We start from the raw sequence: 17,912 nt of genomic DNA, 5'->3' as shown, positions 1-17,912 counted from the left end.
CCATTCCCCGGTGACGTCGACGTCCGTCACCGTCGGCGCATGACCGCCCGCCAGATCTGGTTCGGGCGGAGCGGCGGGCCGCCGAGCGGTTCGCGCTGTGCGCCCGGCGCGCGGAGGCCGTCGAGCACCAGGTCGACCCAGCGACGGTGCAGCTCCGGTGCGACCTCGCCGAACGTCTCGATCGTGCGGGCCATCGAGAGCTGCACCACGGCGACGTCCTCGAGCGCGGCGTCCGCCCGGATCGCTCCGGCGTCCTGCGCGCGCCGGAACAGCGACTCCAGGCCGTCCTGGATCTCGGCGCGCAGGGCGAGCAGGGTCGGTGCGCCGGTGAACCGCGTCGTCATCAGCTCGCTGAAGCCCTCGCGGCGGGCCTCGATGTCGGCCGTCCGTCGGATGAACGTCGCGAAGCCCGCCCACGGGTCGTCCTCGGAGATCACGAGACACTCCTGCACCAGGTCGAGGACCTCTCGCAGGGGTGCTTGCAGGACCGCCTCCCAGAGGGCCGCGCGTTCCGGGAAGTGCCGGTAGAGCGTGGCGTTGCCGACGCCCGCGGCCGCGGCGATGGGCTCCAGCGGTGCGTCGAGACCGCGTTCCGCGAAGGCGGTGCAGGCCGAGTCGACGATGGCGGCCCGGTTGCGCAGCGCATCCCGTCGAGGGGTCCGCGGTGTCGTCTCGCTCACGATCGGAGTGTACGACCGCGGTCCGGGAATACGGGGAGTCCTGTCCGGATTGAAGCGGAGACCACTGTCCGTTTCACCTGGAGTCCTCCGTGCACATCGCAACCGTCATCCTGTCCCTCGTCCTCGCTGCCGCCATGCTCGGATCCGGGGTGATGAAGTTGATCGGCGCCGCCGCGATGCGAGCGAACATGGCCACGGTGCACGTCACGCCCGGCCAGATGCGCGTCCTCGGGGTGCTCGAGGTCCTCGCCACCATCGGGCTCGTCGCCGGCCTGTGGGTCCCGGCGCTCGGGATCGCCGCCGCCATCGGCGCGGTCGTCTACTTCGTCGGCGCGATCGTCGCGCACGTGCGGGCGCACGACAAGGGACTGCAGGGCGCGGCCGTCTTGCTCGCGGTGTCGGTCGCGACCCTGGTCGTGCTGCTGCTCGCGCGCTGATCCCGTCCGGCGGTGGCGCTCCGGTACCGCCTCCGTCACCGCCGGACGCGGTACCGGAGCGCCACCGCGCCGGTCGCGAACGTCCGGGTGCTCAGCAGGTCGAGGTCGACCCGGCTCGTCGTCGGCGGGAAGTACGGGATGCCGCCGCCGACCAGCACCGGCGAGACGCGGACGCGGTACTCGTCGATCAGCCCGAGTTCGGCCGCGGCCGCCGCCAGGGTCGCGCCGCCGATCGCGATGTCGCCGTCGCCGGGCTCGGCGCGCAGACGCTCGACCTCCTCGGCGAGGCCCGCGGTGGCCAGGCGGGTGTTGCTCGCGTCGACGCTCGACAGCGTCCTCGAGAAGACCACCTTGGGCAGCGCGTTCCAGAGGTCCGCCCACTCGCGCTCGGCGTCGTCCCACGAAGCCGCCTGCTCCGGGTCCTCCCAGTAGACCATCGTCTCGTGCAGCCGTCGGCCGAGCAGGTGCACGTCGATCCCGCGCACCTCGTCGATCGAGGCGCGGAACTCGTCGGCGTCCGGCGCGCCCCAGTCGAACCCGCCGTCCGGTCCGACGACGTAGCCGTCGAGCGTCATCCCCATCGAGTACGTGACCAGCTTCATGGCGCGGAACCTACGCCCACGGTGCGCTCCGTGCACCTTCCTGGACCGGTGCGCACCGCCGCGTGCCTACCGTCCCGCTCGTACCACCACCGACGAGAGGAAGCACCATGGCAACAGGAGTCGCAGCAGTCTGGGTCCCGGTCACGGACATGGGGCGGGCAGTCGCGTTCTACCGGGACACGCTCGGGCTCGATGTCACGAGTGAGTCCGACGACTGGAGCGAGATCGACGCGAACGGTCTGCGCATCGGGCTGAACGGGCGTGAGTCGGCCGGCTCGTCACAGGACGGCGGTGCGGTCGTGTCGTTCCAGCCGGACGGCAGCATCGAGGACGAGGTCGCCGGGCTCAAGGACCGCGGCGCCGACATCCGGGGCGAGATCAGCGAGCACCCGTGGGGGAAGATCGTCCCCTTCAAGGACAGCGAGGGCAACGACCTGCAGCTGTACGCGCCGCCGACGAGCTGACGCGCGGCCCACGCGCGGCCGACATCAGCGTGTGCTCCAGAAGTTGATCGTGCGGCTCTGGTCCGCCATCACGATGGTGTGCGACGAGGCGCGGTCGGCCACCGGCCGGTTGCCCTCGCCGCCGTACCAGTAGGACACGTACTTCCCCTGGCTCGGCGACCAGGCGACGATCTCGACCTTGTACCGGCCGGCGCTGAGCACGGTGCCGAACAGTCCACCTCGCCCCGGCGTCCAGTACGTCATCGTGGTGTCGAAGGTGCTGCCGATGGACTCCCCGTAGACGTGCACCCGGGCGTTCGTGAAGTCGGTGTCGCGCTGCGGGTTCACGATGGCGCCGAGGGAGACGCCCTGGGTCGCGCTGCCGTCGATCCCGTCCACGACGGTCTCGGTCCGCCCGACCGCCTGGTGTGCGACCCGGACGTAGGACCGCTCGGCGGTGCTGCCCGGATCGCGGTGGAAGCCCCAGGACATGCTCCGGAGCGCCGGCCACGAGTCGAGCGTCTCGTCATGCGCGTTCACCTGCACGCTGTAGTCGTCGCTCGGCAGACCGTGCACCCAGTAGTGCCCGTCGGGCCCGGTCACGGTGCGCTCGACGGTCCCGGTGTTCCAGCCCCGGACGACGACCGCGGCGCCGGACAGGTCGGCACCGTACGGGTTGTGCGCGGTGCCGCCGATGGACGCACCCCGTCGGACGACGAGGACCACCGCGTCGTGGCTGCCCGGTGCGACCACGACCCCGGTGCGCTCGGCCGGGATGACGTCGTCGAAGCCGTACGAACCCTCGCGTTCACCGTGCAGCGTCCACGTGCCCGCCGGCACGTCGTCGAACGTCAGGCGACCGCGCTGGTCGCTCGTCGCCGAGGCCTCGGTCGAGCCGTCGGCGGCGCGGAGGTCCACGGCGACACCCTCCATCGCGAGCGGTCGCTTGTCCGGGTCGGTCAGCATCACGGTGAGTGCTCCGTCGGCCGGTGCGGCCGTCGCGGCGGTGACCGGCGCGACGAGCACCCCGATCAGCGTCATGGCGGTCGTGATCCCGACCGTCGTCCATCGTCGTGCGGTCATGGCAGGGCCCCTGATCCCTCGCGGGGTCACCCCTGGCCCCGGTGGAGTGGATGCTAACCGGATCCCGGGCCTCCCGACCGGCCGGTTCGTGCCGTCCCGGGTCGGTCGCCGCCTCGAACGGGGGATGTGAGGCGTCGATACTGCTCAGTACTGTCGACTCCGACGCGCACCGGCGCGGTCCACCCGAGAGGACTCCGATGCGCGCTCGACGCCGCTCCCCGTTCCGCCACGCCCTGTCCGCCCGACTCGCCGCCGTCGCGGTGGCCGGAGTCGTCGCGCTGGGCGGCTTGCTCGCCGTCCCGACCGCCGCGGTCGCCGCCCCGACACTGCACCTCGACCAGTCCAGCGGCCAGCCCACGCAGGGCAGCATGGCCGCCGTCGCGCAGGCCAGCCAGACCTTCGTCGCCGGTGCGAACGGCGCCCTGGCGCACGTGGAGATCTACGAGTACTGGTACGGCTGGGCGGACCAGACGCTCTCGATCTACCCGGTCACCCCGTCCGGATCCCCGGACACCTCGGCGGCACCGCTCGCGGTCACGCCGGTCTCCACTGGCAGCGGCTACAGCTGGGTGACCGCCGACTTCGCACAGCCCGCGCGGCTCGTCGCCGGGACGAAGTACGCCTTGGTGCGCAACGGCCCGGGGCAGGTCGTCGTCGGCGGCGACCCCTACCCCGCTGGCAACCCGAACGTGGGCGGCGGGGACTACGACTGGGTGTTCCGCACGTACATGGACTGGAGCGCCTTCGTCAGCGGCGGCCCCGGCACCGTGACGGTCCCCGTCGGATCGCCGTACTCCTCGACCTTCGGCCTCTCCGGGACCCCGGCGCCGACGCTCTCGGTGACCGCAGGGTCGCTCCCGCCGGGGCTCGTCCTGACCGACGACGGCGTCAGTGGCACCCCGACGGCGACCGGCACCTACGACTTCACCGTCCAGGCGGCGAACTACGACGGCGCGTCCTCGGTGTCGTCGACCATCACGGTCCGCCCGCGCATCGCACCGGCGGCTCCCGCCGACGTCCAGGTCGTGGCGGCGCACCGGTCGGCGGTGGTCTCCTGGACCGCGGGCGCCACCGGTGACGACCCCACCACGTTCACGGTCACCGCGGAGCCGGGCGGCGCGAGCTGCACCACCACCTCGACCAGCTGCACGGTGGAGGGGCTCGCCCCCGGCACGTCCTACGCGTTCTCGGTCGCGGCGTCCTCCGTCGCCGGGGCAGCGACCCCGACCGTCGCGGCGAGCACCGTCACGACCGACGTCCCGCTCGCACCCACCGGGCTCGTGACGACCGCCGTCGACGGCGGCGCACACCTGGTGTGGCAGCCCGCGGTCGAACGCGGCACCCCGGTGACCGGGTACCGCGTCGAGGTGCTCGACGGCGGGACCTGGCGATCGGCGGCGGCCCCGTCCGGGACGTCTGCCGACCTCACGGGACTGGTGAACGGCACGGACTACCAGGTGCGCGTCGCCGCGGACTCGGCCGACGGCACGAGTGCGTGGACGACCGCGCACGTCGTCCCGGTCGGACCGGCATCGGCACCCGGTGCGCCGACGGTCGCGGTCGGGTCCGGCTCGGCGGTCCTCACCTGGTCCGCCCCGACCGACGACGGCGGCTCCGCGATCAGCGGGTACGACGTCGAGTACCGCACCGTCGACGGCGACTGGACACCGGCGCTGTCGGGCGTCACCTCGCCCGCCACGGTCACCGGTCTGGTCGACGGCACGGCGTACCAGTTCCGCGTCCGCGCCGTCTCCGCTGCCGCGGACGGCGCCTGGACCGCGGACCCGGAGCCGCAGGACGCGGCGAGCCCGTTCACGTTCACGGGGTCGTTCGCCGGGACCGATGACGACTCGGTGCAGGTCGGTGCGACGGTCGGCTTCGACGCGACGCAGCTGCCGATCGGGGCGACCGTCCTGCTCGAGCTGCACTCGACGCCGGTCGCACTCGTCACCAGCACGGTGGGCGAGGACGGCGAGGTCCACATCCGCACGGCGCTCCCGGCGGGCGTGGAGATCGGGGAGCACCGCCTGGTCGCGACGATCGCCGGCGAGGGACTCGCTCCGCAGACGGTCACCTCGGAGGCGTTCTCGATCGACCTGGTCGCCGCCCCCGGCCCGACCGACGGCACGGACCCGACGGACGGCACGGACCCGACCACCGGCGCGGGCCCGACCGGCACCACGACGACCGGGACCCCGACCACCACCACGGCTGCCGATGCCGCGACCGGTACGGCGGCGACCCGGCTGGCGTACACCGGCAGCACCGGAACCCCGGACGCGCTGCTGATCGCCGCGGCGCTGACGGCTGCCGGCGGTGTCGTGCTGACGGTCCGTCGTCGTCGCCGAGGTCGCAACTGACCCACAACGGGTGCACTGGAAAGTCGAATCGCGCGTAGTGGGTCGGAAGTTCTGACCCACTACGCGCGTTTCGACTTTCCCCACCGAAATCCCCACCCGCTACCGTTGGCGGCATGGGGACCGCGGGCCGGACACAGCAGGACTGGTCGCGGCTGCCCGTCGGGCGCCGCGAGTACCGGCAGGACGCCCTGCTCGCCGCAGCCCTGGCGGTCGGGATGGCGGTGTCGACGATCCTCTACGGCTCCACCGGCTTCTACGACGAGCTCGCCCCGTGGTGGGTCTCGGTGCTCCTGGTCCTGGCGAACACCGCGCCGCTGGCCTTCCGCCGCCGCTTCCCGATGACCGTCGCCGTGGTGGTGGCACTGACGTTCGCGGCGATGCAGATCCTGCACGTGCCGGAGCTCTTCTTCAACAACTTCACGCTGTTCATCGCGCTCTACACCGTGGGGGCGTGGTGTTCGGACCGGCTCCGCGCCGAGATCGTGCGGTGGGTCGTCATCGCCGGCATGTTCGTGTGGCTGTTCCTCGCGATCTCGTTCAGCTGGTCGGTGCCGAGCGCGCTGCCGAACGACGGGGACGGCCTGGTGTCGCCCGTCATCGCGAACTCGCTGATGTCGATCGTCATCAACCTGGTCTACTTCGGCGCCGCCTGGTACTCCGGCAACCGCGCCTGGGCGTCCGCGGTCGCGAAGCACGCGCTCGACGAGCGCACCGCCGAACTCGCGGTCGAGCGGGAACGGAACGCGGTGCAGGCCGTCGCGCTCGAGCGGGTCCGCATCGCCCGCGAGCTGCACGACGTCGTCGCCCACCACGTCTCGCTGATGGGCGTGCAGGCCGGGGCGGCGCGCCGGGTGCTCGAGCGTGACCCGGCCCTGGCGGCGAGCTCGCTCGGCGTCGTCGAGGACAGCGCCAGGACCGCGGTCGAGGAGCTCCGGAAGATGCTCGGCACCCTGCGCGAGGACGACCGCGAGGACGACCGCGACGCCGACCGCGACACCGACCGCGACGCCGACGGCAGAAGGGTCGACGCGCCCAGCACCGAGGGACTCGCCCGCATCGCGGAGCTCGCCGCCGCCGCGACGGCCGCGGGGCGCCGGGCCGAGTACACCGTCGTCGGGGACGAACGCCCCGTGCCACCGACCGTGGCGACCGTCGCCTTCCGCATCGCACAAGAGGCGGTGACCAACGTCCTGAAGCACGCCGGGCCGGACGCGCGCGCGGACCTGCGACTCCGGTACCTGCCGGACGCGGTGGAGGTCGAGGTGACCGACACCGGGGTCGGGAGCCGGGCCTCCAGGCCGTCGTCCGGAGACGGGACCGACCGCAGCCGCGACGGCGGACTCGGCCACGTCGGGATGCGCGAACGCGTGGCCGCCGTCGGTGGCCGCATCGAGATCGGGCCACGCGCCCGAGGAGGGTACCTGGTGCGCGCATGGCTGCCGACCCCGTGAACGTCCGCGTCGTCCTGGCCGACGACCAGGACCTGGTGCGTGCCGGCTTCCGGGTCATCCTGGAGTCGGAGCCGGGCATCCGCGTGGTGGCGGAGGCCGCCGACGGCCTCGCCGCGGTCCGCGCGGTCGAGGAGCACCGGCCGGACGTGGTCTGCCTGGACGTGCAGATGCCGGGGGTGGACGGCCTCGAGGCCGCACGGCGCATCACGGCCCTCGACGACCCGCCGCCGGTCTTGATCCTCACGACGTTCGACAACGACGACACGCTCTTCGCGGCGCTCGACGCCGGGGCGAGCGGGTTCCTGCTGAAGAACGCCTCGCCGGAGAAGCTGGTCGACGCGGTGCTCACGGTCGCCGCGGGTGACGCGTTGCTGGCACCGGACGTGACCCGTCGCGTGATCAGCCGGGCCACCGGGTCCCAGCCGGTCGTGGCCGTCGACGACGGGCCGATCGCAGGGCTCACCGAACGCGAGGCCGAGGTGCTGCGCCTGCTCGGTCGTGGGCGGAGCAACGGCGAGATCGCACGGCAGCTGTACGTCGGCGAGGCGACGGTGAAGACCCACGTGTCGAACGTCCTGCAGAAGCTCGGGCTCCGGGACCGCGTGCAGGCGGTGGTCTGGGCGTACGAGCACGGGGTGGTCCGGTCCGGCGAGTAGCCCGCCTCTTCCTCCTCCTCGGGACGGAGGCCCGGCACCCGTCCGCCGTGGGAGGTGCCCTCCGCGGTTCCTCCGTAGCGTCGGTGGTGCGGTGGGAGACCCCACCGCCGAGAGGGGAAGACCTGATGCTCAGCATCGACGGGGTGACCAAGCACTTCGGCGACCGGCGGGTGCTCGACGACGTCGCCTTCACGGTCGGTCGCGGCCGGCTCACCGGGTTCGTCGGCGGCAACGGTGCCGGCAAGACCACCACCATGCGGATCATGCTCGGCGTGCTCGACGCCGACAGCGGCACGGTGTCGATCGACGGGCAGACCATCGGCCCCGCCGACCGACGCCGCTTCGGGTACATGCCCGAGGAGCGCGGCCTCTACCCGAAGATGCCCGTCGCCGAGCAGGTCACCTACCTGGCGCGGCTGCACGGCGTCGACCGTCGGGCTGCGGCGGCGCGGACCGCCGAGCTGCTCGACCGGCTCGACCTCGGTGCGCACGCCGACGACCCGGTGGAGAAGCTGTCGCTCGGCAACCAGCAGCGCGTGCAGGTCGCCGCGGCGCTGGCCCACCGCCCCGAGGTGCTCGTGCTCGACGAACCGTTCTCCGGGCTCGACCCGATGGCCGTCGACACCGTGCTCGGCGTCCTCCGCGAGGCCGCCGCCGACGGGGTCCCCGTCCTGTTCTCCAGTCACCAGCTCGACGTCGTCGAGCGGCTCTGCGACGACGTCGTGGTGATCGCCGACGGCCGCATCCGTGCCGCCGGACCGCAGGACGAACTCCGTCGTGCGGCCGGCCCGGCGGCGTGGGAACTCCTGGTCGACGGGGACGTGGCATGGCTCCGCGACGAGCCGGGCGTGCACGTCCGGGAGTTCGACGGCGGGTACGCCGTGTTCGAGGCCGGCGACGCCGTTGCGCAGCGCGTGCTGCAGCGGGCCGTCACCACGGGGACGGTGGGGTCGTTCGGCCCGCGGGTCCCACGACTCAGCGAGGTCTTCCGGGAGGTCGTCCGATGAACTCGGGTCGTTCAGCGAGCACCGCACAGGCGGTCCGCCTGGTCACCGTCCGTGAGATCCAGGCTCGGCTCCGCAGCAAGGCCTTCGTGATCTCGGCGCTGATCCTGCTCCTGATGGTCGTCGCGTCGATCGTCATCGGCGGCATCGTCGGCAAGTCCGCCGCCGGGAGCACCACCCCGGTCGCCGTCGTCAGCGGCGTCACCCTGCCGTCGACGGGTGGTCTCGACGTGACCGAGGTCGACGACCGCGCGGCCGCCGAGCAGCTCGTGCGGAGCGGGGACGTCGACGCGGCGATCGTGCCGGAGTCCGGTCCGCTCGGGTTCGGCGTCGTCGGACTCGACAGCGCACCGACGGACGTCGTCCAGGCGCTCAGCGTCTCGCCGAGCGTCGAGCTCCTCGACCCGAACGCGATCGCCCCCGGGCTCGTGTCGCTCATCGGGATCGCGTTCGGCATCGTCTACTTCGCCGCTGCGGTGACGTTCGGGCAGTCCATCGCGCAGAGCGTCGTCGAGGAGAAGTCCACCAGGGTCGTCGAGATCCTGATGGCGGCGATCCCGGCGCGGGCGCTCCTGGCGGGCAAGGTGCTCGGCAGCAGCATCATGGCGCTCGGGCAGGTGGTCGCGATCGCCATCGCGGCCGCCGTGACGCTCGCCGTGACCGGACAGGACAACCTGTTCACGCTGCTCGGGCCGAGCATGCTCTGTTTCGTGGTGTTCTTCGCGATCGGGTTCGTGCTCGTGGCGTCGCTGTTCGCCGCGTCGGCGGCGCTGGTGTCCCGACAGGAGGACGTCGGCAGCGTGACCACCCCGGTGATGATGCTGCTGATGATCCCGTACTTCCTGATCATCTTCGCCGCGGACAACCCCACGGTCCTCGGGATCATGTCCTACGTGCCGTTCAGCGCCCCGATCGGTATGCCGATGCGCATCTTCCTCGGGACGGCCGAGTGGTGGGAGCCGATCGTCTCCCTGCTCGTCGTGATCGCCTCGGCCGCCCTGGTCGTGGTCGTCGGCGCCCGCGTCTACGAGAACGCGCTGCTCCGCACCGGCGGCCGGGTCAAGCTGGCTGACGCGATGCGACGCTGACGGATCCCGTCCGAGCCGTCCCGGCCGCGACCGCCTCGGCGGGGACCGTCACGGTCCGGCCGGTCCGCACCGACTCCTGCGCCGCCAGGACGATCGACAGCGTCCGCAGCCCCACCCGCACGTCGGGCTGGGGCTGCACGCCCGTCCGGACCGCGTCGATGAAGGTGGCGAGCATCGCCTCGTCGAGGTCGGCGCCGTACCGGGACTCGATCGGCAGCCCGGTCTCCGCCGCGATCCCGTGCGCGGCCGGCCCGAAGAAGTCGAGCGACACCGTGCCGCCCGTCCCGGCGACGTCGAGCGTGAGCCCGCCCCACACCGGCGACGTGTCCGGCTTGCTCCACGAGCAGTCGATCGCGGCCACCACGCCGTTGTCGTACGTGATGGTGACGAGCCCCGCGGTCTCGGCGCGCGCACGTGCGGCGTGCAGGGTGCGGTTCGCGACGGCCGTGACCGTCACCGGAGCAGCACCCATCAGCCCCTCGAGCATGTCCGCGATGTGCACGACGTGGTCGACGATCGCGCCACCGCCCGACAACGCGGGGTCGGTGAACCAGTCGCGGGTCAGGGGCAGCATGCCGTTGTTCGCGCCGCGGACCGAGAACAGCTGCCCGAGGGCGCCGGAGTCGTGCGCGGCACGGAGCTTCCCGAACGCCGATGCGAAGCGCACCGGGAACGCGACCATCAGCATCACACCGGCCGCCTCGACGGCGTCGCGCATGGCGATGCCGTCCTCCCACGTGGTCGCCAGGGGCTTCTCGCAGAGGACGTGCGCCCCGGCCGCCGCCGCCAGTTCGACGAGCTCGCGGTGCCGGGCGTTCTCGCTGGTGACCACGACGGCGTCGGGCTGCCAGGCGAGGAGGTCCTGGTACGAGTCCGCGTAGGACACGCCGAGCGCGTCGGCGAGGTCGCGGCCACGCAGCTCGACGACGGCGTCGCCGGTGCTGACGCCGTCCGGGTCGGAACCGCGGACCTCGACGCCGGGCATCGCGGCGAGGGCGGCGAGGTAGCCGATCGCGTGGGTGTGGGCGAAGGACATCACGGCGACGCGGAGCGCGCTCATGCGGACACCTCCGCGGCGACGTCGAGCCGCACCGGTTGCCCGGTCTCCAGGGACTCCAGCGCCGCGTTCGCGATCCGCACCGCCTCGACCCCGTCCGCCGCGCTCACCCGCGGCGCTTCCCCGCCGGCGAACGCCGCGAGGAACTCCCGCAGCTCCAGCCCGTACGGGTCGTCGGCCGGGTCGACTTGCGGCAGGAAGCCGTCGAGCGCCTCCGGCGAGGCGAGGTCCGCGACGTAGTCCTGCTCGTCGCGGGAGCGGTGGGACAGGCTGCCGCCGGTGCCCGTCACCGAGTACTCGGTGGAGAACCCGAGGTGCTGTGGCCCCCAGATCCCGGCGACGTGGCTGATCGCCCCGGACGCGTGGGTGAGGAGCACGTGCGCCGCCTCGACGGGCTCGGCGTCCGTGCCGGCGCGCACCCCGACGGCGGACACGGTCGTCACCTCGCCGGCGACCCAGCGTGCGATGTCCAGGTCGTGGATCATCTGGTCCATCACGATGCCGCCGGAGAGCGCACGGTCGGCGAACCAGGGGGTGCGGGTCGGGAAGGCGCCGGACCGCACGAACCGCAGGACGGCCAGATCGCCCAGGAGGCCACTGGTCACGGCCTCCTTGAGGCGCACGTACGCGGGGAAGAAGCGGACGACGTGGGCCGGGTAGAGCTGTCGGCCCGCGTCCCGCGCACGGTCCAGCAGGTCCGCGGCGTCGGCGTCGGTGCGCGCGAGCGGCTTCTCGGACACCACGTCCTTGCCCGCGGCGAGTGCGGCGCGCACCACCTCGGCGTGCGCGAACGTCGGCGTCACGACGTCCACCACGTCGACGACGTCGAGCAGCGCCCCGAGCGAGTCCACGACCGTGATCGAGGACCCGGCCGCTTCCGCAGCCGCAGCGAACGCCGCGGCCAGCTCGGGGGCGCCGTCCTGGGCGTACACGGTGACCGGGCCGAGGCGGAGCAGGCCGGGCATGTGCGCGTACGCGATGCCGCCGGCGCCGACGAGGCCGATCCGGGGAGGGGTGTCGGACATCAGGACTCCTTCACGGGGTGCGGTTGGACGGGGGTGCCGACGAGCAGCGCGGCGCCGGCGAGTCCGGCGCCCGCCCCGACGAGCGACTGCTCGATGCTGGGGACCGGGCGCCAGCCGAGTCGTTCGGCGACGCCGGTGCGGAGCGGGGCGAGGAGGCGTTCGCCGGCCTCGCCGAGTCCGCCGCCGATGACGACGGCGCTCGGGTCGAGCACGGCGGTGAGCATCACGACCCCGGTGGCGAGGGCGTCGATCGCCTCGGCCCAGACCCGCGTCGCGACGGGGTCCGTGCCGACGAGCTCCACGACCTCGCGGGTGCTGGCCGCGAGGGCGCCGCCCGCCTCTCGGTAGCGGCGGAACACGTTGCCCGCGGAGGCGTACACCTCGACGCAGCCGCGCTGGCCGCACGTGCACAGCTCGCCGCCCGGGACGACCGGGACGTGCCCGAACTCGCCGGCACCGCCGGTGGCGCCGTGCACGATCGTGCCGCCGGTGAAGATCGTCGCCGCGATGCCCGTGCCGATCGGGATGAACACGAACTCGTCCACGGACCTGTCCGCCGCGCTCCTGGCGGCCTGTTCGGCGCGGGCGGCCGCGCGGGCGTCGTGCTCGAGCGCGACGGGCACGCCGAACCGGTCGGCGAGGAGCTCGGCGACGGGCAGGTCGGCCCACCCGAGGTTCACCGCGAGCACGACACGGCCGGCTGCGGCGTCGACGAGCCCCGGGGAGCAGAGCCCGATGCCGGTGACGGCGCGGCCGGTGCGCTCGGCGCTCGCCGCCAGGCGGTCGACGAGTCCGACGACGGCGGCGAGCGCGGGGCCGCCGGCGTCGGCGGTGTCCCCGGGGCCGCTCGTCGACGCGGCCGCGTCGGACGGTGCCCGGACCGGGAACGTCGGCACGGTCGCCCGGTCGAGCACGGTGCCGTCGGCGTCGAAGAGCGCGCCCTTCACGGTGGTCCCGCCGATGTCGACGGCGACGACGGCCATCAGCCGACCTCGGCCAGGACGCCCCTGCGGGCGAGTTCGTCGATCCGTGCGGGTGCCAGGACCTCGTCGAGGGCCAGGACGACCCCGCCCCGGATCCCGGCGTCCCGCGGCGCACGGCTGGCCCGGACCTCCAGGTCGTCGGCGACGAGCGGCAGGCACATCCGGTACAGCTCGCTGCGGATGGCCGCGACGAGCGGGGGCGAGGCGGACATCGCGCCGGCCAGCACGACCTCTCGCGGGTTGAAGAAGTTGGCGATCCCGGCCAGGACGCGGCCGATCAGCTCCCCGGCGGCGCGGAGCTCCTCGACGACCGCGGCGTCGCCCTGTGCCCCGAGCCGGAGCAGGTCCCCGGTGGTGCCGACGTCGTGCCCCGCGGCCCGCAGCCGTGCGGCGATCGCGCCGCCGGACGCCACCGACTCCAGGCAGTTCGGGACGCCGCACGTGCAGCCGATCGCGGAGACGCCGTCGACGGACGTGTGCGAGACCTCACCGGCAGCGCCGCCGACGCCACGGTGCAGGCGACCACCGGCGATCACCCCGCCGCCGATCCGGGTGCCGAGCTTCACAGCGACGAGCTGCGAGCACTCCGGGGGCAGGGTGCCGGAGCGCTCGGCGAGGGCGATCAGGTTCGCGTCGTTCTCGACCAGGACGGGTGCGTCGGTGTGCTCCTGGAACAGGGCACCGAGGGCGGCGTCGTGCCAGGACGGCTCGAACGCCGGCGTGACGATCCGGCCGCTCGGGTACGCGACCGGTGCCGGGACCCCGATCGCCGCGCCGCGGAAGTCCGCCATCGGCAGGTCGGCGTCCTCGGCGAGCTGCACGAAGCGTCGCCAGAGTTCGGCGACCGCGGCGGCAGGTCCGTCGGCGCGGGGGAGTGGTTCGGAGACGCCGGTGTCGTCCGTGTCGGTGATCGTGCGCCCCGCGAGGTCGCTCAGCACGATGCGGGCGTGGTTCGCGCCGAGGTCGGCGGCCGCGACGAACCCGGCGGCCCCGTCCAGCTCGAGTCGGCGCGCTCGACGACCACCGCGGGAGCCCTCGGCGCCGACCTCGTGGACGAGGCCGAGCTCGACGAGGGTGTCGACGCGCAGCCCGACGGTGGACGGCGCGAGCCCGGTGGAGCGGGCGATGGTCGATCGTGACGCGGTGTCGCCCGTCCGGATGAGCCGGAGGACGTCGCCGACCGACCCGTGGACGTGCTCGACGTCCTGGTAGAGACGGTGGTTCATGGCGTCATGCTAACCCGCAGTTGCGTCGATGTTCGAACGAAGTAATGCAGAAATCGAGTGTTTACTTTTCGTCATCGACGGGCAACGTGTCGGAAACACGCCCTTCCTAGCGTTCATCGCAGAACGAAGGAGGCACGATGCAGAGTGCTGTCGCAGCACCACCCAGGTCGTCACTGGAGCGCAAGGAAGGTCGAGCGGGCTACGCCCTGATCGCCCCGACGAGCATCCTGCTGGCGCTGTTCTACCTGTACCCACTCGTCCAGACGGTCGGGTACTCGTTCACGAACTGGAACCCGGCGACCGGCGTCGCGGGCAGCTTCGTCGGCCTCGACAACTTCGCCGGCCTGCTGCAGGACGACGAGTTCCTGCAGGCCGCCGGCAACACCGCGCTCTACGTGGTGATCGTCGTCCCGGTCACGATGGTCCTCGGCCTGTTCTTCGCCGCACTCCTCGCCCAGCCGTTCCGCGGACGCGGGGTCTACCGCGCACTGCTCTTCGTGCCCTACATCGCCCCGATCGTCGGCAGCGCCCTCATCTTCAGCTTCATCCTGTCGCCGCTCGGCGGCCTGGTGAACGGCGTCATCACCGCGCTCGGCGGTCCGCCGATCGGCTTCCTCAACTCCGAACCGTGGGCACTCGTCAGCGTCATGGTGTTCTCGGTCTGGCAGGGCGTCGGCTACGCGATGATCATCTACTCCGCCGCGCTCACGAACATCCCGGCCAGCTACCACGAGGCCGCGACGCTCGACGGCGCCGGGCCGGTCCGCCGCTTCTTCACGATCTCGCTGCCCCTGGTGGCGCCGACGACCGGCTTCCTCGCGGTGACCGGCGTGATCAGCGCGCTGCAGGTCTTCACCCAGGTCTACGTCCTCACGCAGGGCGGCCCGCTCGGGTCGACCGAGACGATCCTCTACTACATCTACCAACAGGGCTTCGTCTTCTTCCACGGTGGCTCCGCGAGCGCGGCGGCCGTGGTCCTGCTCCTCGTCGGCATCGTCGTCGCCGTCATCCAGCTGCGGTTCATCAACCGCCGCGACCCCATCGAGCTGACCTAGGAGGCCGACGTGACCCAGATCGAAGCCGACGCCCCCACCGGCAACGTGCCCAGAGCCTCCCGTCCGGCCCCGACCGGGGCGACCCGACCACCGCTGCGCCGCCGGCCGCTGCGTGCGCGCTGGCGGAAGACCAGTCCTGCGGTCCTCCGCCACCTCATCCTGATCGTCGCGGTCGTGGTCTTCTTCGGCCCGTTCCTCTGGATGGTGCTGACGAGCTTCAAGTCATCGGCCGAAGCGCTCTCGTTCCCGCCGACGTTCTTCCCGCGGGAATGGCGGTTCGACAACTACACGCAGGTGTTCGAGGTCGCGCCGTTCGGGATCTACTACCTCAACTCCACCATCGTCGCGGTGCTCACCACGGCCGGGCAGATCGTCACGAGCCTCGCCGCCGGGTTCGCGTTCTCCCGGTTGCACTTCCCTGGCAAGAACATCGTGTTCGTTATCCTGCTCGCCGCGCTCCTGGTGCCGTTCGAGGTGGTGTTCACCCCGCTCATCAGCCTGCTGTCCTCGCTCGGCTGGCTGGACAGCTACCAGGGGTTGATCGTGCCGAACATCCCCTCGATCCTCGGGGTGTTCCTGTTCCGGCAGTTCTTCACGTCGTTCCCCGCCGAGATCGAGGACGCCAGCCGGGTGGACGGCGCCGGGGTCTGGCGGCGCATGTGGTCCGTCGTGGCCCCGATGGCGACGCCGATGATCGGGTCCTTCGCGGTCCTGTCGTTCGTCTACAACTGGAACAACTTCTTCTTCCAGTTCCTCGTCGCCTCGAAGACCGAGTTCTTCACCGTCTCCGTCGGCTTGACGCAGCTGCAGTCCGCGAACGCCGCGGAGAGCTTCAACCTGCTGATGGCCGGCTCCACCCTGGCGATCCTGCCGGTGTTCATCGTGTTCCTGGTCTTCCAGAAGCAGATCGTGTCGGCGATGGCCGGCGGTCTGCGCTGAAGCGCACCACACCCTGCACCACACCTCCTCCCCAGCGGTCCGGAAAGGACATCCCATGCGTTCACGAATGCTCGGCGTGGCAGCACTCGCCATCGGCGCCGCCGTCACCCTGTCGGCCTGCGCCGGCGGTTCGGTCACCGGCAACAGCGGCGACTCCGACGGCAAGACCCAGATCACCGTGTGGCACAACTACACCGGCGACCAGGCGAAGGAGGCCAAGAAGCTCATCGAGGAGTACAACGACTCGCAGGACAAGGTCGAGGTCACCGCGCAGTACGCCGCGCAGAGCGACCAGTTCGACGCGAAGCTCATCAACGCGCTGAAGAACGACACCGGTCCGAACATGGTCCTCGGCGACAGCACGCCGCAGAAGATCGGCCAGGTCGTCGAGACGGGCAAGGTCGTGCCGCTGGAGAAGTACCTCTCCGCCAGTGACTCCACGATCACCACCGACAGCTTCACCGAGGGCATGCTCGCCACCGGCAAGTTCGAGGGCAAGACCTACACGCTCCCCACGGACATCGGCGACTACGCCGTCGTCTACAACAAGGACATGTTCAAGGCCGCCGGCATCACCGACACCCCGACCACCTGGGCCGAGCTGCAGGACGACGCGAAGAAGCTCACGAAGGGCACCACGCAGTACGGGATGTACCTGCCGATCGGCACCGGTGAGTGGCCCGTGTTCACGTACCAGTCGATGCTCTGGAGTGCCGGCGGCGAGTTCATGAACGAGGACAACACCAAGGTCGAGTTCAACAGCGACGCCGGTGTGACCGCGCTGAAGGCCTGGACCGACATGCTCGAGGACGGCTCGGCGTACCCGCAGTCGCTGATGACCTCGACGTCGAACGGCGGCACGCCCGCCATGACGGCGAAGAAGGCCGCGATGGCGATCACCGGCGCGTACGACCTCGGCACCCTCGACGAGGCGCTCGGCAAGGACAGCGTCGGCGTCTTCCCGCTCCCCGGCATCAAGGAGAACGCGGCGAACCTCGGCACGAACAACTCGTACCTGCTCGAGGGCACGACGGCCCAGAAGGACGCCTCGTGGGACTTCATGCAGTGGTGGCTGAGCCCGGCGACCGAGGCGAAGTGGGACATCGCGACCGGCCTGCTCCCCGCGAACACGGCGACGAACGACGACGCCACGTGGAAGAAGCACCTCGCGGACAACCCGCGCCTGCAGGCGTTCGCGGACGAGCTCGCCTACGCGAAGTCCCGGCCGTCGATCGTCGCCTACGGCGAGGTCAGTGAGGCGCTCTCGAAGGAGCTCGAGAAGGCGATGCTCCTGAAGGAGGACCCGGCGGACGCCCTCGCGACCGCGGAGAAGAAGGCGCAGGCGGTCCTGGACGCGGCCGACTGAGCCGGTCCGGTCACGCAGATGGTGACCGGACGGCGGACGGGAGGCTCGGTGCCAGCTGGCACCGGGCCTCCGTTCCGTCGCTGGTCACGTTCCGTCTCTGCTCAGCCGCCTGCTCACGTCGCGGCGATCGCGGTCTCGCGCAGCACCACCTCGTCGGTCATCGGGATCGGTCCGCCGATCCGCGGGACGCCGTCCACCCACGTCACCTCGACCCCGGCGCCGCGGAGCCCGGGAACGCTGAGGTCGATGCGCAGCAGGGGGAGGCGCAGGCCGCCGAAGACCGCGGCCAGCACGCTGTCGATGCGATCCGGCGTCGTGGCGTGGACGAAGCCGGTCTCGTCGAGGTGCACGCCCCGGGTGGCGACCTCGTACTCGCCGAAGCCGCGGCTCATCTCCCAGTCGTCCGCGATCGCGATGTGACAGATGACGGTGTCGTCCAACGGTGCTCCTCGTGTCG

At 72.0% G+C, this 17,912-nt stretch carries 18 protein-coding genes; 10 read left to right on the top strand and 8 right to left on the bottom strand.

The window, feature by feature from the left end; genetic code table 11:
* Positions 1-26 precede the first annotated feature (26 nt).
* The gene (locus tag ACIPJY_RS07030; protein ID WP_400466105.1) at positions 27-680 is read right to left on the bottom strand and encodes a TetR/AcrR family transcriptional regulator; all 654 of its coding nucleotides are present in this window, start codon (positions 678-680) and stop codon (positions 27-29) included.
* A gap of 89 nt (positions 681-769) precedes the next feature.
* Here ACIPJY_RS07030 and ACIPJY_RS07025 point away from each other — a divergent pair, with 89 nt between their 5' ends.
* Complete coding sequence (locus tag ACIPJY_RS07025) at positions 770-1,117, top strand: DoxX family protein (RefSeq protein WP_400466108.1); 348 nt, start codon at positions 770-772, stop codon at positions 1,115-1,117.
* 35 nt (positions 1,118-1,152) lie between these two features.
* Here the strand turns inward: ACIPJY_RS07025 and ACIPJY_RS07020 are convergent, their stop codons facing one another.
* The gene (locus ACIPJY_RS07020) at positions 1,153-1,719 is read right to left on the bottom strand and encodes a dihydrofolate reductase family protein (RefSeq protein WP_400466111.1); all 567 of its coding nucleotides are present in this window, start codon (positions 1,717-1,719) and stop codon (positions 1,153-1,155) included.
* A 107-nt stretch (positions 1,720-1,826) separates the two neighbouring features.
* Between ACIPJY_RS07020 and ACIPJY_RS07015 the strand changes: the two genes are divergently transcribed.
* Positions 1,827-2,183, top strand: a complete 357-nt coding sequence (locus ACIPJY_RS07015) for a VOC family protein (protein ID WP_400466114.1) — start codon at positions 1,827-1,829, stop codon at positions 2,181-2,183.
* Positions 2,184-2,207: 24 nt separating this feature from the next.
* Here ACIPJY_RS07015 and ACIPJY_RS07010 read toward each other — a convergent pair whose 3' ends face one another.
* Positions 2,208-3,245 (bottom strand): carboxypeptidase regulatory-like domain-containing protein, encoded by a 1,038-nt coding sequence (locus ACIPJY_RS07010; RefSeq protein ID WP_400466117.1) that lies wholly within the window; start codon positions 3,243-3,245, stop codon positions 2,208-2,210.
* A gap of 197 nt (positions 3,246-3,442) precedes the next feature.
* On the opposite strand from ACIPJY_RS07010, the gene ACIPJY_RS07005 reads away from it, so the two are divergent.
* From ACIPJY_RS07005 to ACIPJY_RS06985, 5 genes are all read left to right on the top strand, one after another.
* A complete protein-coding gene (locus ACIPJY_RS07005) occupies positions 3,443-5,605 on the top strand; it encodes a fibronectin type III domain-containing protein (RefSeq protein WP_400466120.1) in 2,163 nt (720 codons plus the stop codon).
* A 113-nt stretch (positions 5,606-5,718) separates the two neighbouring features.
* The gene (locus tag ACIPJY_RS07000; protein ID WP_400466123.1) at positions 5,719-7,056 is read left to right on the top strand and encodes a sensor histidine kinase; all 1,338 of its coding nucleotides are present in this window, start codon (positions 5,719-5,721) and stop codon (positions 7,054-7,056) included.
* Complete coding sequence (locus ACIPJY_RS06995; protein ID WP_400466126.1) at positions 7,038-7,712, top strand: response regulator; 675 nt, start codon at positions 7,038-7,040, stop codon at positions 7,710-7,712. The genes ACIPJY_RS07000 and ACIPJY_RS06995 overlap by 19 nt, the downstream gene beginning before the upstream one ends.
* 125 nt (positions 7,713-7,837) lie before the next feature.
* Positions 7,838-8,719 (top strand): ABC transporter ATP-binding protein, encoded by an 882-nt coding sequence (locus ACIPJY_RS06990; RefSeq protein ID WP_400466128.1) that lies wholly within the window; start codon positions 7,838-7,840, stop codon positions 8,717-8,719.
* A complete protein-coding gene (locus ACIPJY_RS06985; protein WP_400466131.1) occupies positions 8,716-9,804 on the top strand; it encodes an ABC transporter permease in 1,089 nt (362 codons plus the stop codon). The genes ACIPJY_RS06990 and ACIPJY_RS06985 overlap by 4 nt, the downstream gene beginning before the upstream one ends.
* On the opposite strand, the gene ACIPJY_RS06980 is transcribed toward ACIPJY_RS06985, so the two are convergent.
* From ACIPJY_RS06980 to ACIPJY_RS06965, 4 genes are read right to left on the bottom strand one after another with little or no spacing between them, the layout of a single operon-like run.
* Positions 9,776-10,864: a Gfo/Idh/MocA family protein gene (locus ACIPJY_RS06980; protein ID WP_400466134.1), complete on the bottom strand. Its 1,089-nt coding sequence runs from the start codon at positions 10,862-10,864 to the stop codon at positions 9,776-9,778. The two genes, ACIPJY_RS06985 and ACIPJY_RS06980, sit on opposite strands and share 29 nt — an antisense overlap.
* Positions 10,861-11,886, bottom strand: coding sequence for a Gfo/Idh/MocA family protein (locus ACIPJY_RS06975; protein WP_400466137.1), 1,026 nt, complete (start codon positions 11,884-11,886; stop codon positions 10,861-10,863). Before ACIPJY_RS06975 ends, ACIPJY_RS06980 begins: the two co-directional genes overlap by 4 nt.
* Positions 11,886-12,869 (bottom strand): ROK family protein, encoded by a 984-nt coding sequence (locus ACIPJY_RS06970; RefSeq protein ID WP_400466140.1) that lies wholly within the window; start codon positions 12,867-12,869, stop codon positions 11,886-11,888. Before ACIPJY_RS06970 ends, ACIPJY_RS06975 begins: the two co-directional genes overlap by 1 nt.
* Entirely contained in the window at positions 12,869-14,095 is a 1,227-nt protein-coding gene (locus ACIPJY_RS06965) for an ROK family protein (RefSeq protein ID WP_400466142.1), read from the bottom strand. Before ACIPJY_RS06965 ends, ACIPJY_RS06970 begins: the two co-directional genes overlap by 1 nt.
* 137 nt (positions 14,096-14,232) lie before the next feature.
* Here ACIPJY_RS06965 and ACIPJY_RS06960 point away from each other — a divergent pair, with 137 nt between their 5' ends.
* The 3 genes from ACIPJY_RS06960 to ACIPJY_RS06950 are packed head-to-tail and all read left to right on the top strand — an operon-like array spanning position 14,233 to position 17,455.
* Complete coding sequence (locus tag ACIPJY_RS06960) at positions 14,233-15,150, top strand: carbohydrate ABC transporter permease (protein ID WP_400466145.1); 918 nt, start codon at positions 14,233-14,235, stop codon at positions 15,148-15,150.
* Positions 15,151-15,159: 9 nt separating this feature from the next.
* Positions 15,160-16,089 carry a carbohydrate ABC transporter permease gene (locus ACIPJY_RS06955; RefSeq protein ID WP_400466148.1) on the top strand — a complete coding sequence of 310 codons (930 nt, stop codon included), beginning with the start codon at positions 15,160-15,162 and terminating at the stop codon, positions 16,087-16,089.
* A gap of 55 nt (positions 16,090-16,144) precedes the next feature.
* Complete coding sequence (locus tag ACIPJY_RS06950; protein ID WP_400466151.1) at positions 16,145-17,455, top strand: ABC transporter substrate-binding protein; 1,311 nt, start codon at positions 16,145-16,147, stop codon at positions 17,453-17,455.
* A gap of 113 nt (positions 17,456-17,568) precedes the next feature.
* On the opposite strand, the gene ACIPJY_RS06945 is transcribed toward ACIPJY_RS06950, so the two are convergent.
* Positions 17,569-17,895, bottom strand: coding sequence for a DUF952 domain-containing protein (locus tag ACIPJY_RS06945; protein ID WP_400466154.1), 327 nt, complete (start codon positions 17,893-17,895; stop codon positions 17,569-17,571).
* Positions 17,896-17,912 lie beyond the last annotated feature (17 nt).

Source organism: Curtobacterium sp. NPDC090223 (assembly GCF_044746585.1).
Classification (GTDB): Bacteria; Actinomycetota; Actinomycetes; order Actinomycetales; family Microbacteriaceae; genus Curtobacterium.
The sequence above is the reverse complement of the archived record's forward strand: the minus strand, read 5'-3'. Positions and strand labels throughout refer to the sequence as shown.

Coding starts and splice junctions, on each gene's coding strand:
- ACIPJY_RS07020 (WP_400466111.1), bottom strand. CDS start 1,719: ATGAAGCTGGTCACGTACTCGATGGGGATGACGCTCGACGGCTACGTC.
- ACIPJY_RS07015 (WP_400466114.1), top strand. CDS start 1,827: ATGGCAACAGGAGTCGCAGCAGTCTGGGTCCCGGTCACGGACATGGGG.
- ACIPJY_RS07010 (WP_400466117.1), bottom strand. CDS start 3,245: ATGACCGCACGACGATGGACGACGGTCGGGATCACGACCGCCATGACG.
- ACIPJY_RS07005 (WP_400466120.1), top strand. CDS start 3,443: ATGCGCGCTCGACGCCGCTCCCCGTTCCGCCACGCCCTGTCCGCCCGA.
- ACIPJY_RS07000 (WP_400466123.1), top strand. CDS start 5,719: ATGGGGACCGCGGGCCGGACACAGCAGGACTGGTCGCGGCTGCCCGTC.
- ACIPJY_RS06995 (WP_400466126.1), top strand. CDS start 7,038: ATGGCTGCCGACCCCGTGAACGTCCGCGTCGTCCTGGCCGACGACCAG.
- ACIPJY_RS06990 (WP_400466128.1), top strand. CDS start 7,838: ATGCTCAGCATCGACGGGGTGACCAAGCACTTCGGCGACCGGCGGGTG.
- ACIPJY_RS06985 (WP_400466131.1), top strand. CDS start 8,716: ATGAACTCGGGTCGTTCAGCGAGCACCGCACAGGCGGTCCGCCTGGTC.
- ACIPJY_RS06980 (WP_400466134.1), bottom strand. CDS start 10,864: ATGAGCGCGCTCCGCGTCGCCGTGATGTCCTTCGCCCACACCCACGCG.
- ACIPJY_RS06975 (WP_400466137.1), bottom strand. CDS start 11,886: ATGTCCGACACCCCTCCCCGGATCGGCCTCGTCGGCGCCGGCGGCATC.
- ACIPJY_RS06970 (WP_400466140.1), bottom strand. CDS start 12,869: ATGGCCGTCGTCGCCGTCGACATCGGCGGGACCACCGTGAAGGGCGCG.
- ACIPJY_RS06965 (WP_400466142.1), bottom strand. CDS start 14,095: ATGAACCACCGTCTCTACCAGGACGTCGAGCACGTCCACGGGTCGGTC.
- ACIPJY_RS06960 (WP_400466145.1), top strand. CDS start 14,233: ATGCAGAGTGCTGTCGCAGCACCACCCAGGTCGTCACTGGAGCGCAAG.
- ACIPJY_RS06950 (WP_400466151.1), top strand. CDS start 16,145: ATGCGTTCACGAATGCTCGGCGTGGCAGCACTCGCCATCGGCGCCGCC.